Raw genomic sequence first — 14,476 nt, forward strand, 5'->3', positions numbered from 1 at the left:
TATGCCTCCTCTTATCTTTCAGATTTAAAAAAATCTGTAGGATTTGGCACCTTTTTCAAGCATTGCTTGAAAGGTTGCCGGGCATCAACGGGCCTATTCCCTCCGCCACTCTCAATAAGAGATCTCATATGTAATTATTCCCATATTATAAAGACATTCCACTATCCGAGTCAACACATTTTTTGAATATTTCTAAAATTGTTCAACATACACTAATACAAAGGAGGACGAACTATGGATCGATCAATATCTATCTTGAAATTTCTGAAGTATACGATTGCATTTGTCTTTTTAACGTCTGGTCTAATGAAGCTTGTTCACACTGAATTGGCTGATTACTTTATGAACTTAGGCATTCCTTTTCCACTAGAAGTCATGTATATTGTCGCCTGGATTGAAATCTGCTGCGGGGCTTTATTGCTGCTTAATAAATACACGAAGCTTGCGACGATTGCACTTATGGCGATAATGATCGGTGCTATTATCCTGACCAAACTTCCTGTTCTGAACAGTGGAGTGATTCATGCTTTATTTAATGCTCGTCTTGACATCGTCATGCTTATTCTGCTCGCGGTCCTTTATAGAAATCGTGTAATCATCATTAAAAAAACACCATAAGAGTCCCCGACTCCTACGGTGTGCTATAATTCAAATATTTTCCAAAAAGACGCGGATGACATCAGCTCCGCCAATGAATGTACCTAGAGAGCTTCCTATATTGGCTAAGACGATGATAAGAAGAATTCTAGTCACTTTATTGTCCCAGAACCCCTTAACGCTGGATACGTCGTCAGATAACGTCTCAAAATCTTTTACATTAGGTCTGCGGAAATAGGCCTGCACAATTCCAGCGAACCAGCCGGCAGCGATCAATGGGTTTAATGATGTAATCGGCGCCATAACGAACGCTGTCAATACAGCTAGCGGATGGCCTAAAGCGACGGCTGCCCCGATGGCTGAAAATGACCCGTTCCATAAAATCCAGCTGATGGTCTGCTGGGTTCCTGCAGCCGGGTTTGCATAAAAGGTATAGGCGATAATAGATAAAATGATTACTGGAATAGCCCAGCCTATTATTTTAGGTGCCTTTGACTTAGGCGGCTGTTCCCTCAACTTTTTCAAGTCGTGCTCTTTGTGAATTTGTTCTTTGATTCCTGGTACGTGAGCAGCGCCTAATACGGCAACGATTTTCTGCCCGGGTGCCTCTTTGATTTTCTGGGATAAATATTGATCCCTTTCATCGATGAGCGGCTTCTTTAATTTAGGGAAATTATCCGTGAAGTCCTGCAGCATTGCATCCAGCATGTCTTTTGATTTTAATTTTTCCAGCTCTTCTTCAGACACCTTTTCATTACTGAATATACTTAATATAATCTGCATAAGGAGCTTGGCTTTGCCCATTGTCCCTAAGTTTCCCCAAATTCTGGCGAAAGTGATCTGAATGTTCCGATCTGCTAATACAAGAGTTGCTCCTGTCTCTTCAGCTGATTCAATTCCCTGGATCATTTCTTGCCCTGGCTTGATTCCCATTTGTTTGGCCATACGTTTTTGGAAAGAAGAGATGACCATATTCATTAATAGCAGGGTCGCTTTTTTCTGTTTAATGACTTTAAAAATATCGGTATCCTGCCACTTATTTCCATCTTTTATGGATTGGTACCTCTGCTCGTCCAATTCTACGCAGACAGAATCGGGCTGTTCATAATCAATGACTTCCTTTACCTGCTCTGCACTTTTTCGTGATACGTGAGCCGTACCAATGAGAATGAGTTCTTTGTTATCCAGATAGATTCTCGTTATATTTTCTTCATTTATAGACATTACGGACCTTCCTTTACAAATGACTCTGTTAAATATCAGTGTTGATTTTATATAAGGTTTCTTCTAAAAGAGTAATTCAATAACTTGGAAAACTTCTGCTATTCCGTCTCCGTTATAGGTGGAAAGTGGTTTTAGGAATGAACTCGCTTTCCGTGGGAGTGCAGTGAGCTTCCTCAGGCTTCCGCCTTCCGGGATCTCACCAATCACTCTCTTCCCACAGGAGTCTCACCCATTCCTAAAACCACTTCTCTATAATTTATATGACGGAACGATTTGAAGTTCTCAAATCATTTACTTACCAAAGTTTGTACCCTTATTCATATGATTGATCAGAATGAAAATTGAATCTTTTCCATATGTGAATATCATGCAAGAAGCACTAATTCTCTCCTTTGGAAAAAGCTCTAAATGCATTAGCAGCGCCTTTGTCATAACCTTTTCAATGTGATTTTTAGTGGTTTCGTTCTTCACATCATGGTAATGGGGTCTTGGAAATGGGGAGACTCCTGCGGGAAAGGATAGACTGGCTAGACCCCGGAGAGCTTTAGCTCGAGGAGGCTTGCCGTCTTCCCCGCGGAAAGCGAGCTATTTCCAAGACCTCATTTCTCTAATCAAAAGTCACGAAACCTCTCTTGCGCATTTACAAATAAAAACCACCTGTCTCTATACTAAACCACAACAGCTTAAATGAGAATTATTTTTGTAATGTGCTTCATGGGATGACTGTATGCAAAAGAGGGTTAGAACCAGGCTCATATGGGGTAGTATAAAATAAATAACTATTTGTGAACATTATGTGTCTTTTTTAAGAATTTTTTGTTACAATAAGAACAAAGATAAGTATGCGCTTACATTTAATTTCATCAAAGGAGTTGTATGATATGGATATCGTCATGGTTTTCCTTTTACTTTCAACAGTTACACCTTTCTTGTTTATAAAACTTAAAAAATTACCTTTAGCGATTCTGCAGTCTGTTTTGCTCGTCGGAATGTGGATGTACTATTTCCAAGCTGTATTTAATGTAGCACCGCCGACACTTTCACCACTATGGCTGATTTTTTACGCTGGTCTTTTCGTCTCCCAAATCGGCTGGATCATGTTCATCATCTATGTGGTTAAAACGCAGGAAGCAAAACTGCAAAAAAGCTACCAATAATATAGTCTCCCCCTAAATGGAGAAAATATATAAAAGCCCGCTGCCTGAAGATCAGGCCAGCGGGCTTTTTGTGGAAATTTTTATCTTTTGAACAAAGCTTTTCCTTGAACATGCAGTAGTTGGAGGATCGCTTGCGAGAAAGCGAAGGCGGCAATTGCATAAAGTAAAGGCTTCGGTGAATAACTTGAATAAACAGCTCCCCATAATGAGAAGGCAGTCAACATAATACAGAGCATAAAACCGACGATATATTTGCTAGGAAGCTCAGGGGCATATTGACTCTCCTGATTATTCACTTTTTGATTAAATTCCAACTACATCACCACCAAATTTATTTAAAAGCTTTAATGACCTTCGTGCTCTCCATCGCCTTCCATATCCATATCACTGTGGTCTCCGCTGTCCTGCTGCTCGTGCTGTTCATGGTTCTCCCCATCATGATCGTGAGTGAAGCCGAATGACATAACGAATAGAGAACCTGCCACAAGAATTGCAGCCAATACTGCACCATGGAACATCATGTTCCAAGGCACGTGACCATTATGACTGTCCGATTCAACTACGTGCATAAACATGAACAGCTGAATTCCAGCTTGAATGACAGCGAGAATCATGATGCTTGATATGATCCACATCGTTGATAAATTGGATCCTAGTGCCGTCCAGGCAGCTAGTAATGTCAATGCGATTGATAAAGCAAAACCGATAACGTGCTGAGTGGGGATTCGTTTATTATGATCTGTCATATTAAACCACCATCCCAATCAAATAAACACTTGTGAAAATAAAGATCCACACGACATCTAAAAAGTGCCAGTATAATCCAATAACAAAGAATTTACGGCTCGTCTTAGGAGTGAGACCCCGCTTCGCTAATTGAATAAGAAGCAGGATGACCCAGCCGATGCCGAGGGTTACGTGTAATCCGTGAGTCCCGGCCAGCGTGAAGAATGCGGACCAATAAGCACTGGATTGCATAGTAGCACCTTCGTGAGCATAGTGGATAAATTCATATATCTCAAAGCCTAAGAATGTTGCACCGAGAATTAACGTGATAATCATCCAGTTTCTTAAAGCTTTCGCGTTGCCTCTCCGCATCTCGTGAATAGCCAGCCCGCATGTAAAACTACTTGTCAGAAGCAGGAATGTCATAATTAAGACAATACCTGGTTCAAACAATTCCATTGGAGGCGTTGAATCTGCCGTCCTTCCGAATAATACAGCATAGGTGGCAAAGAGTGTCGCAAACAATACGATTTCTGCGCCCAGGAATATCCAGAAACCGAGAATGGTCATTTGATCTTCCTGTCTTCTATATTCCAAAGGGCCTGTTTTCAGTTCATGAGAACTCATATTATAACCCCCTTGCCGAGCGTTCTATACGCTTGATTTCATCTACTTCAACGTGGTAACCCTCGTCATAATCAAAGGAACGCACCACCATCATGATGAGTCCGGCGATTAAGAAGGCAATCGCCATCCACATCCATTCAAATACAAGACCGAAGCTTGCGAAGAAAAGGAATCCCATCATGATAATTGGCTGCCCAGTGTTATTAGGCATATGAATAGGTTCAAGTTTATCTTCTTCAAATGTCGTTCTGCCTTCTTCTTTCAGCTTCACATAGGCATCCTGGCTATCAATTTCAGGCAAGGTTGCAAAGTTATAGAACGGTACAGGAGTCGGCGTCGCCCATTCTAGCGTACGACCATCACCCCAACTGTCTCCAGACTTTTCACGCTCGCTGTAACGATAGCTGTAAAGGATACAGAAAACAAAGATTGCAAATCCTGCACCCATTCCGAATGCGCCAATTGTAGAAATGATGTTCAGCGGCATCCATTCTGGAATGATCGTAAATACACGACGCGGCATTCCGTCTAAACCGACGAAGTACTGCGGGAAGAAACAAACATGGAATCCGATTACGAAAAACCAGAAGCTCCATTTTCCGATTCTCTCATTAAGCTTGTGTCCGAACATTTTCGGATACCAGAACACGAGCCCTGAGAAGCAGGCGAATACAGTACCTGCAATCAATACATAGTGGAAGTGAGCCACTAAGAAATAGGTGTTGTGGAATTGATAGTCTGCTGACGCCATTCCAAGCATTACACCGGTGACTCCGCCGATGACGAAACTTGGAATAAAGGCGAGCGCCCACATCATAGCCACTGTGTTTTTAATTTTCGATTTATATAGGGTTCCAAGCCAGTTGAATATTTTTACACCGGTCGGTACCGCAATCAGCATGGTGGAAATTGAGAATACTGAGTTTACAAAGGCTCCGGCACCCATTGTAAAGAAATGGTGTACCCATACTAGGAAACTCAGCCCGGCAATCAAAATGATCGCCCACACCATAGCTTTATAACCAAATAACTGCTTTCGAGCAAACGTGCATATAACTTCAGAGAAAATCCCGAATGCAGGCAGAATAACAATGTAAACTTCAGGGTGTCCCCACATCCAGAACAAGTTCGCCCACATCATCGGCATTCCTTCACCCGTCAGCGTGAAGAACTGTGCTCCGAATATGCGGTCAAGTGTCATAAGAGCTAAAGCGACAGTCAAAATCGGGAAAGCAAATACGATAATGAAGGATGTAATCAGAGTTGACCAGGTAAAAATCGGCATCTGGAACATTTTCATTTTCGGAGCTCTCATTTTTAAAATCGTTACCATCAAGTTAATACCAGTCGCTAATGTACCGATACCTGAAAGCTGTAAGCCCATCAAGTAAAAGTTCTGACCTGGACCTGGACTCATCGCAGCACCAGCCAGCGGTGTATAACTTGTCCATCCAGCGTCCGGTGAGCCACCGATAACGAAAGATATGTTGAACAACATGGCACCAAATAAGAATGACCAGAAACTAAGGGCATTCAAATAAGGAAAAGCAAAGTCCCTTGCTCCAATTTGTAAAGGGACAATTATGTTCATCAATCCAATTAAGAATGGCATCGCCATAAAGATAATCATGACCGTACCGTGGGTCGTAAATATTTCGTCGTAGTGCTGGGCATTTAAAAAGTTCATGTTCGGAAAAGCCAACTGTACACGCATCATCATTGCGTCTACGCCTCCGCGGAACAACATGGCCAGGGCACTAAGAATATACATAACACCTATTTTTTTATGGTCAACGGTCGTCAGCCACTCGCGCCATAACCATCCCCACTTTTTAAAGTAAGTCAAGATGAAAAGGATAGCTATAGTTACGAGGGCAATGGATACCATACCCCCGTAAATGAGCGGTTCGCCGGTTACGAAAAATTCATCTAATTGCATGTGTTCTCACCTTCTTTCTATTCTACTGAGCTTTCATGATCGTCATCATTTTCTTCATCCATAAAGTCTTCTGCATCCTGATCACTATATAAGTGCATCAAATCACCATACAAGTCGTAATGACGCTCTATGGCATAATCGCGGCCTTCATTCGTACCATGATCAACAAATTCCAAGTGTGTAGAAGAATATTCAGCTTCTACCGTAAGTCCTGGTTTAAGCAGTTCATCATATTCTTCCTGCGACAACTCTGGCGCACTGGATTGGGTTTCCTCTACCCAGCTGTTATAGTCCTCTTCGCTTTCGGCGTAAACCTCAAAGGTCTGCTTCGTGAAGCCTTCACCGTTAAAGTTAGAGTTTCTACCGTCATAAACGCCTTCTTCATCCGCTTGCAGATACAGCGTATTTTCCATGCCGGCCATGTTATACTTCTGACCGCCTAAACGCGGAATCCATAAGGCTGTCATAGCATCAGCAGATGAAAGCTTGAATTCAATCGGACGATCTGTCGGTATGTGAAGATAATTGACTGTTTCTATGTTCTCTTCAGGGTAGCTGAAGAACCATTTCCAATCTGCCGTGGTAGCATAAATGACTAAAGGCTCTTTCTGCTCTTCGCCTGCAGCTGCCTCAGGAGGCTTCTCTAATTCGAATAAAGAATCCACCGTTGGAATACTGAGAGCGATGACAATAACAAAAGGAATAACGGTCCATACTATTTCAATCAAATTATTGCCGTGCATGTGAGGGTCATAGTCGCTTTCCTTTCGACCCGGACGGTTCTCTCGGTACCTGATGACCATAAAGGCGAAGGCACCAAACACGACAACAACGATAAACAGCATGAATATAATAGAATACATGATAAGGTCGTATTGAGTTTGAGCGACCGGCCCTTTTGGATCAAGAACAGCCAGTTCACACCCACTTAAAAGTAAAACAAGGCTAAGTGGAGCTAAAGCCAATCCTTTTTTCATAAGTTGTTTCATGCTTTTCACTGAGGATTACACTCCTTTTCTTTGAATATTTAAAGGCACAATGGCTTTAATTTTACATAATCATTGCCATCAGTATAGCAAAAAAAGTAGATTATTAGATAAGCTTAGTAGAATTGTCACGGAAACATCACACTTTTTTCGATTTTTTGTCGCAATTCATTCACTATATTGTAAAAAAAAGACAAGAAAACCTATTATTTGTCATATTTAAAAATGGACAATTTAACTATAATTATCCCGCTGCAGTCGAAATCAAACCAATGTTAGAACATAAGCAGTGATTATTCGTAAATTCCTTGCGTTCTCTTGTGTTTACATTGAATTTCTGTTATAGTTCAACCAATTAAATATTTCTCCTTCAATATATTTGGAGCGAGGATAGAGGTGCAAATACCATCAGTACATAATGGGAGGATAATGAGATCCTGTGAACATTGTGAAAAGGGGCATTTGCCGAAGTGGAAAGAGTCTCATTCTCTTGAAACTGGTTCTGCTTTTGAATAAATACAGGACTGTCATATGGGTAACTGTATGGAGGGCTATCTGATGTAGGAACAATTTTACGTTTAACTTTGTTTCTTCAACAACAGCGGACCCTTCGTTGTTGTTTTTTTGCGTTTATGGCTTATGGTCCTGTCACCTCTACATTTAAAAAAATTTTTGCAAAAGGGTGTGGAATTATGAATTTCGGACAAGTCTTGACCGCCATGGTGACTCCGTTCGACCAAAAGGGTGAAATCGACTTCAATGCCACGAGAACATTAGTGAATCATTTAATTTCCAACGGTTCAGATGGATTAGTAGTCGGAGGCACAACAGGCGAATCGCCTACATTGACTTCAGAAGAGAAAATCGAATTGTTCCAGTTTGTTGTAAAAGCTGTTAACGGAAGAGTACCTGTCATTGCAGGAACGGGTTCTAACTCTACAAAAGCTTCCGTAGAATTGACAATTCAGGCAGAAAAAACAGGTGTCGATGCCATTATGCTCGTCGCTCCCTATTATAATAAACCATCTCAAGAAGGGCTGTTTCAGCACTTTCAGACGATTGCTGCATCCACTTCTCTTCCTGTGATGCTTTATAACATTCCAGGAAGAAGCGTCGTGAACATGAGTCCTGATACAATCGTGCGTCTATCAGAAATCGAGAACATCGTATCTGTGAAAGAATCAAGCGGTGATTTAGATGCTGTTACGGAAATCATCACACGTACTTCAGATGATTTCACAGTATACAGCGGGGATGACGGCATGACGCTGCCGATTCTAGCTATTGGTGGAAACGGCATAGTCTCAGTCGCTTCTCATATTATCGGAAATGAAATGCAGCAAATGGTCCAAAGCTACCAGACGGGTGACGTACAATACGCTGCGGCTGCCCACCGTAAATTACTTCCGATTATGAACGCGCTTTTCGCTCATCCTAGTCCTTCCCCTGTGAAGGCTGCTCTGAATATGAAGGGTGTACCAGTTGGAGATGTACGTCTTCCAATGCTTCCTTTAAACCCTGAACAAATGAAAGAGCTTGAGAAATACGTCCCTTTGGACAGAATTGAAAGCGTCGGATAATGCTATGAAAGCCCTGAAGGACTTGTTCCTTCCGGGCTTTTTTCTTTTGTTCAAAAATATAGCATGAGAGTTAACGATTCCAAGTGATTATGAGGTCATTTGTGAAGACTCGCTATTTCACGGGAGCACGCTGAGCCTCATTTGACTTCGTCCTCCGGGGGTCTCACCTAGCACTCTTTTCCCGCAGGAGTCTCCCCGTTCCCATTGAATGGAAGGAATGTGCGAGAGTCCTGTGGAAGCAGCGTGCTGGTCAAGACCCAACAGAGTTAAGATCGGGGAGACTTGACCGTACCTCCACGGAAGTCGAATCAGCAACTCACCCATCATCATGAAGTATCTTTCATAAACTCCTGCTAATAGCTTGAAACGCTCCTCAGTTTGAAATATCCCAATTCCCCACTCTCAATCCCATATCCGCTAGTGTTCATACTACTAATTCGTTTTCCCTAGAAAGAATTTTCTAAAAATTTCGTCGAAAAAGGGTGAATTTTTTATTATTTCTGTTATACTGCTATTAACGGAACATTAAAGGAAATTTTCCTTAATTAAAAGGAGGTTCTTTTTTGAATACCATCAAAGACCTAATCACTTCTATTGAGAACAACATCATAGATATTCGCAGAACCTTACACAGAAACCCTGAATTAAGTAATGAAGAACACCATACCTCTTCGTTAGTTAAGGAGAAGCTCAGTGAATTCGGTATTGAATGGCAGGACGGATTCGCACAACATGGAGTCCTCGGCATTATTAAAGGAGACCTCCCCGGCGGGACGGTGGCGCTGCGGGCCGATATGGATGCTTTGCCGATTCAGGAGACGAATGATCACGAGTGGGTGTCCGAAAACCCCGGTAAAATGCACGCCTGCGGACACGATGCCCACACTGCGATGCTTTTAGGTGCAGGATATGCGCTTCAGAACATGAAGAAGGAGATCAGCGGAACCGTGTTGCTCATCTTTCAGCCGGCGGAAGAAAATTCTCCACACGGCGGCTCAAAACCGATGATGGATGACGGTGTATTTGATGAATACACTCCGGATGTCATTTACGGACAGCACGTCTGGCCCAGCCTTCCTGTTGGACAAGTTGGGATTCGCGATCGAGAAATGATGGGAGCGTCGGACCGTTTCAAAGTAACCATCAGAGGAAAAGGCGGCCATGCCAGTATGCCTCATGATGGCAACGATGCATTGATCATTACGAATCAAGTCATCTCAAGCCTCCAGACCATCGTCAGCCGAAGCGTCAACCCGCTTCATTCCGCTGTCGTTACGATCGGAAAGATCGAAGGCGGCTACGGGTACAACGTCATCCCGGATCAAGTCACCTTCGAAGGTACAGTTCGGACATTTAACCCCGATATCAAACAACTGGTCAAAAAAAGGTTCCACACCATTATCGAACAAACCGCTGATGCATTCGAAGGCACCGCGGAAGTGGAATATTTAGATGGCTATCCTGCTACAATCAATACGCCGGAATGGGCGCAGCAGGCCAGGTCCACAGCCAAAAATCTATTAGGAGAAGACGCATCTCCTTCACTTGACCCTGCATTGGCAGGCGAAGACTTCTCCAGATATTTGTTACAGTATCCCGGAGCCTTTATCTGGCTCGGAACTCAAATAGAAGATTCTGAGAATCAGAAGCCGCTTCACGATCCAGGTTTTAAATTGAACGAAAAGGCTTTGCCGATTGGCAGTCAGTATTTGGTTCAAGTAGCTCTTGATACGCTTCTAACCCTTTCTAAAAAGGAGGAAAAATGATGGCTGCTGAAGATTTTATAAAAAGCATTCAGCCCAAGCTGACCGAATGGCGCCGTCATTTTCATAAAAATCCTGAGCTCGGGTTCATGGAATACCGTACCACCTGCACCATAGGAAAAGAACTGGAGCAGCTGGGCTTTAAGGTTTATGCAGGTAAAGACGCTTTAGATAGTAAGTCACGTTATGGAGTCCCATCTTTATCAGACCTCGAAAACCAGGAGCAGCAAGCAAAAGACTCAGGAATCGATACCGAATGGGCAGAAAAAATGCACGGAGGTCATACAGGCCTTGTGGCGGTTTGGGATACACAAAAACCCGGCACTCATGCTGCCTTCCGTTTTGACATAGATGCCCTGCCGATTGAGGAAGCGGAAGATGAACATCATTTTCCTTTTCAACACAACTTCACATCCAATGAAAAAGGCGTCATGCATGCTTGCGGTCATGACGGCCACACAACGATTGGACTAGGCTTAGCTCATTACATTGCATCGCATCACAATGAGTTGAACGGTAAATTCACCTTGCTATTTCAGCCTGCGGAAGAAGGTGGACGCGGTGCGAAAGCAATGACTGATAAAGGATGGCTCGATGGTGTCGACACTTTTTATTCCGGACACATCGGCATCCACTCCCTGCCTGTAGGTACAGTTGCCGCTTCAACGAAAGGATTTCTAGCTTCCTCAAAGCTGAATGTTCAGTTCAAAGGGCAGTCATCCCATGCGGGCATGAAGCCAGAGGATGGACGCAATGCTCTCTTAGCAGCCGCAACAGCGGCTGTCCAGCTTTATACGATCCCACGGCATAGTGATGGAGTCAGCCGTATCAATGTAGGAAAGCTGATCGCAGGCAACGGAAGGAATATCATTTCCGACCGAGGCTATTTGGAACTTGAAACACGGGGAGAAACACAGGCGATCAACCGCTTCATGCAAAAAGAAGCGAAGAGGATGATCGAAGCAGCCGCATCGATGCATGATACAAAAGCAGAAATCGAATTTGTCGGGGAAACGGAAGAAATGGTGTGTGACGAAGACCTCGTTCCTTTTATAACGGAAGTTGTGCAACCGAGTTCTTTCATTAAAGAAGTTCAGCCTGTCGCATTTGTTTCCGGTTCCGAAGATGCTAGCTTTATGATGAATGCCGTTCAGACGCAAGGTGGTCAGGCCACGTATATGTTGTTCGGTACTCAATTACCTGACAACCACCACTCCCCCGCTTTTGATTTTGAAGAAGATGTATTGACCGTTGCTGTCGATACGTACATCCATATTGTGAAAGGAGGAAATTCGATTGCATGATTGGCTGAATCAACACTTATTGCAGCTTAACCTTACCGAAGAAATGGATTATGTAAATGGCTTTACAAGGTTGAGTTACACGGAAGAAGAAAAGCAATCCCATCAAGCATTTATAAAAATCGCCGAAGAACTCGGCTTACACATTCACACCGATCAGGCAGGCAACGTGTGGGCCACATGGAAAGTGGACGACGAAGCTCCTACTGTCGCAGTTGGCTCTCACGTAGATACCGTGAGTTCCGGCGGAGGATATGACGGTGTCGCAGGCGTCCTCACCGGCCTCGCAGCGATCAAAATATTAAAAGATCAGGAGTTCCAGCCTGCGAAAAACATGACAGTGATTTGCTTTGCCTCAGAAGAATCTTCCCGGTTTGGCGTATCAACGATCGGGAGCAAAGCCGTTTCCGGTATTTTAAACAAAAAAGAAGTCGAGGATGTCACAGACGTCGACGGCATGTCGATTAAAGAATCCGTGGAAGCTTTCGGATTATCCTGGGAATCTATTGAACAAGCGGAGCAGCCTGATAAGGCACTTGAGAGCTTTATAGAACTTCATATTGAACAAGGAACACAAATTGAAAATAACGAAGCAGACATCGGAATTGTCCGTGGAGTCGCCTGTCCGATCCGTCTGCAAGTGACGGCTTCTGGAATGGCCAACCACACAGGCACCACCCCTATGACAAATCGAGCGGATGCTTTCGCAGCTATCGCCCCTCTGATTACTTTCGTTGAGGAGCAAGCCAACGAAATCAACAGGGAACATACAACACCGCTTGTGGCGACTGTGAGCACGGTGCAGCTGCACCCAAACGCAATGAACGTCATTCCTGGGGAAGTAGTTCTTGGCATTGATATTCGCAGCGTAGAGGATTCCCTGAAAGAAGAACTCGCTGCACGCATCCAGGCTTTCTGTCAAAAAATCGAGGAAGATCGCGGGGTGAATGTAGATATTCATACACTCGTCAACAATGAGTCCGTTTTTCTAAACCCTGCGATCCACGAGAAGCTTACTAATGTGACGGAATCGCTTAATTTAAAGCCATTTACAATGGACAGCGGTGCCGGGCACGATGTCATGAACATGGCCCAGAAATGGCCGTCCGGACTTATTTTCATCCCATGCCAGGAAGGGATCAGCCACCATCCGAAAGAATTCGCAACACTCGAAGATCTGTCAAAAGGATCACATGTTATCGCTGAATATCTGCGCGAGGAAACGAGGCGTTGGGAATGAAGACGACGATCGGCGTCATCGCCCCTCATGACTCGCTCGAACGGATCATGTATGTAGCCGAAGAATTCGATCATATATCGTTTAAGCCTTACCCTTACGAACAGCTTGATGAAGTGAAAGATACTCTGTTGAACCACCGCTATGATGTCGATCAGTGGTTTTTCTCAGGTGTACTCAACTACACGTACGCAATGGACCAACACTTAATTACCGAAGAGGAAGGAGCTTATCCCCCTCTTCACGGATCCAGTTTCTTCGGCATTCTTTTAGAAGCTCAACTGACAGCCAACCAAGTATATAGGCGGGTAAGCATAGACACGATTGCAACTGAAGAATTCGATAAAATACTCTCATACTATAAACTTGATAATCTGACCCACTACAACCATCCATTTGAACGAAGCAAAAGCCCAGAAGAAATCATTCAATTTCATACTGAATTATACGAAGCGGGCAAAACAGAAGTTGTCATTACATCAATTAAAGACGTCTATTTGAAATTAAAAGCAAAGCAAATACCCGTTTACCGCGTTACACCATCTTATTTATCCATTAAAATGATTATCCAGTTTTTAGAAGAACGAGCACAATCCAACCTTTATCGGAATTCTCAAGTGGCGATCATCGGATGCCGCATGCAAATGAATCCGAATCAGCCCGAGGACATCACGTATTCTTTCAAAACCAAGTTCCAGGAGCTTGATGTCAGAAGACAGCTGCTCTCCATTGCAGAAAAAACGAACGGTTCGGTCATGCAGATGGGTGATGGATTGTTTTTCATCTTCACTACCCGCGGCGAACTGAGCAAGGAATCAGAAGCTGATCTGTTCACCTTGATTGATGATATCCGTGCTCAGACGAACCTGCAGGCCAAAGTGTCCATAGGCTTTGGCGAAACGGTATTACAGGCGGAACAGCACGTCAGTCTCGGCTTTCGCAGCTTAAAAGATTATGAGAAACCGATGATTCTCGTCGTTGATGAAAATCAATCGATTTCCCTTAAACAGAAAGAGGACCAGATCGTCTATCAAACCACTGACCTTGGACCCACTTGGAAAAAGAGAATGAAGGACGCTAATTTGAGCCCGGGAGTTGTTTCTAAGATATTAGCTTACGCCAAGCAGTATGGGAGGGATCAGTTTTCTTCACAAGATTTGTCCAGATGGCTGAAAAGCACAGAGAGAAACGGCCGCAGAATCCTTTCTGAAATGGAACGGGTCGGTATCGTAGAACAAGCCGGTGAGTCCCAATCCGGTGAACGCGGACGTCCTCGCAAAGTGTATCAATTCGTCCCACAGTAACCTTTTGAAAAAAAGAGAATAAAGGTTACTGGTGA

General features: G+C 43.5%; 13 protein-coding genes and 2 riboswitches. Of the genes, 7 read left to right on the forward strand and 6 right to left on the reverse strand.

The genetic code is table 11. The features are described 5' to 3' along the window. Positions 1–8: 8 nt before the first annotated feature. Positions 9–121: riboswitch (SAM riboswitch) on the reverse strand. Positions 122–234: 113 nt separating this feature from the next. Further along, the gene (locus tag O2Q26_RS08280) at positions 235–618 is read left to right on the forward strand and encodes a DoxX family protein (RefSeq protein ID WP_289215470.1); all 384 of its coding nucleotides are present in this window, start codon (positions 235–237) and stop codon (positions 616–618) included. Positions 619–648: 30 nt separating this feature from the next. Here the strand turns inward: O2Q26_RS08280 and O2Q26_RS08285 are convergent, their stop codons facing one another. Next, positions 649–1,821: a TraB/GumN family protein gene (locus O2Q26_RS08285; RefSeq protein ID WP_289215471.1), complete on the reverse strand. Its 1,173-nt coding sequence runs from the start codon at positions 1,819–1,821 to the stop codon at positions 649–651. A gap of 881 nt (positions 1,822–2,702) precedes the next feature. Between O2Q26_RS08285 and O2Q26_RS08290 the strand changes: the two genes are divergently transcribed. Further along, complete coding sequence (locus O2Q26_RS08290) at positions 2,703–2,978, forward strand: spore morphogenesis/germination protein YwcE (RefSeq protein ID WP_289215472.1); 276 nt, start codon at positions 2,703–2,705, stop codon at positions 2,976–2,978. 80 nt (positions 2,979–3,058) lie between these two features. On the opposite strand, the gene O2Q26_RS08295 is transcribed toward O2Q26_RS08290, so the two are convergent. The 5 genes from O2Q26_RS08295 to qoxA are packed head-to-tail and all read right to left on the reverse strand — an operon-like array spanning position 3,059 to position 7,259. Then, a complete protein-coding gene (locus O2Q26_RS08295) occupies positions 3,059–3,292 on the reverse strand; it encodes a hypothetical protein (protein ID WP_289215473.1) in 234 nt (77 codons plus the stop codon). A 30-nt stretch (positions 3,293–3,322) separates the two neighbouring features. Then, entirely contained in the window at positions 3,323–3,724 is a 402-nt protein-coding gene (qoxD, locus tag O2Q26_RS08300) for a cytochrome aa3 quinol oxidase subunit IV (protein ID WP_253937434.1), read from the reverse strand. A gap of 1 nt (position 3,725) precedes the next feature. Continuing rightward, complete coding sequence (gene qoxC / locus O2Q26_RS08305; protein WP_289215474.1) at positions 3,726–4,331, reverse strand: cytochrome aa3 quinol oxidase subunit III; 606 nt, start codon at positions 4,329–4,331, stop codon at positions 3,726–3,728. Position 4,332: 1 nt separating this feature from the next. After that, positions 4,333–6,270, reverse strand: coding sequence for a cytochrome aa3 quinol oxidase subunit I (qoxB, locus tag O2Q26_RS08310; RefSeq protein WP_289215475.1), 1,938 nt, complete (start codon positions 6,268–6,270; stop codon positions 4,333–4,335). Between the two features lie 17 nt (positions 6,271–6,287). Further along, positions 6,288–7,259 carry a cytochrome aa3 quinol oxidase subunit II gene (gene qoxA, locus O2Q26_RS08315; protein ID WP_289215714.1) on the reverse strand — a complete coding sequence of 324 codons (972 nt, stop codon included), beginning with the start codon at positions 7,257–7,259 and terminating at the stop codon, positions 6,288–6,290. Between the two features lie 380 nt (positions 7,260–7,639). Further along, positions 7,640–7,818: riboswitch (Lysine riboswitch) on the forward strand. A gap of 130 nt (positions 7,819–7,948) precedes the next feature. Here qoxA and dapA point away from each other — a divergent pair. The 5 genes from dapA to O2Q26_RS08340 all read left to right on the forward strand — a co-directional run bounded on the left by dapA (position 7,949) and on the right by O2Q26_RS08340 (position 14,441). Beyond that, on the forward strand, positions 7,949–8,836 hold the full coding sequence (gene dapA / locus O2Q26_RS08320) for a 4-hydroxy-tetrahydrodipicolinate synthase (protein WP_289215476.1): 888 nt from the start codon (positions 7,949–7,951) through the stop codon (positions 8,834–8,836). Between the two features lie 563 nt (positions 8,837–9,399). Next, positions 9,400–10,602, forward strand: a complete 1,203-nt coding sequence (locus O2Q26_RS08325; RefSeq protein ID WP_289215477.1) for a M20 metallopeptidase family protein — start codon at positions 9,400–9,402, stop codon at positions 10,600–10,602. Next, positions 10,602–11,903 (forward strand): amidohydrolase, encoded by a 1,302-nt coding sequence (locus O2Q26_RS08330; RefSeq protein ID WP_289215478.1) that lies wholly within the window; start codon positions 10,602–10,604, stop codon positions 11,901–11,903. Before O2Q26_RS08325 ends, O2Q26_RS08330 begins: the two co-directional genes overlap by 1 nt. Continuing rightward, positions 11,896–13,140: a M20 family metallo-hydrolase gene (locus O2Q26_RS08335; RefSeq protein WP_289215479.1), complete on the forward strand. Its 1,245-nt coding sequence runs from the start codon at positions 11,896–11,898 to the stop codon at positions 13,138–13,140. The genes O2Q26_RS08330 and O2Q26_RS08335 overlap by 8 nt, the downstream gene beginning before the upstream one ends. Next, entirely contained in the window at positions 13,137–14,441 is a 1,305-nt protein-coding gene (locus O2Q26_RS08340; protein WP_289215480.1) for a hypothetical protein, read from the forward strand. Before O2Q26_RS08335 ends, O2Q26_RS08340 begins: the two co-directional genes overlap by 4 nt. Positions 14,442–14,476: the final 35 nt, after the last annotated feature.

Origin of the sequence: Halobacillus campisalis (assembly GCF_030345335.1) — a bacterium.
GTDB classification, from domain to species: domain Bacteria; phylum Bacillota; class Bacilli; order Bacillales; family Halobacillaceae; genus Halobacillus_A; species Halobacillus_A campisalis.

Excerpts from the sequence above, each read along its gene's own strand:
- O2Q26_RS08280 (WP_289215470.1), top strand. The coding sequence starts at position 235 with ATGGATCGATCAATATCTATCTTGAAATTTCTGAAGTATACGATTGCA.
- O2Q26_RS08285 (WP_289215471.1), bottom strand. The coding sequence starts at position 1,821 with ATGTCTATAAATGAAGAAAATATAACGAGAATCTATCTGGATAACAAA.
- O2Q26_RS08290 (WP_289215472.1), top strand. The coding sequence starts at position 2,703 with ATGGATATCGTCATGGTTTTCCTTTTACTTTCAACAGTTACACCTTTC.
- qoxD (WP_253937434.1), bottom strand. The coding sequence starts at position 3,724 with ATGACAGATCATAATAAACGAATCCCCACTCAGCACGTTATCGGTTTT.
- qoxC (WP_289215474.1), bottom strand. The coding sequence starts at position 4,331 with ATGAGTTCTCATGAACTGAAAACAGGCCCTTTGGAATATAGAAGACAG.
- qoxB (WP_289215475.1), bottom strand. The coding sequence starts at position 6,270 with ATGCAATTAGATGAATTTTTCGTAACCGGCGAACCGCTCATTTACGGG.
- qoxA (WP_289215714.1), bottom strand. The coding sequence starts at position 7,259 with ATGAAACAACTTATGAAAAAAGGATTGGCTTTAGCTCCACTTAGCCTT.
- dapA (WP_289215476.1), top strand. The coding sequence starts at position 7,949 with ATGAATTTCGGACAAGTCTTGACCGCCATGGTGACTCCGTTCGACCAA.
- O2Q26_RS08330 (WP_289215478.1), top strand. The coding sequence starts at position 10,602 with ATGGCTGCTGAAGATTTTATAAAAAGCATTCAGCCCAAGCTGACCGAA.
- O2Q26_RS08340 (WP_289215480.1), top strand. The coding sequence starts at position 13,137 with ATGAAGACGACGATCGGCGTCATCGCCCCTCATGACTCGCTCGAACGG.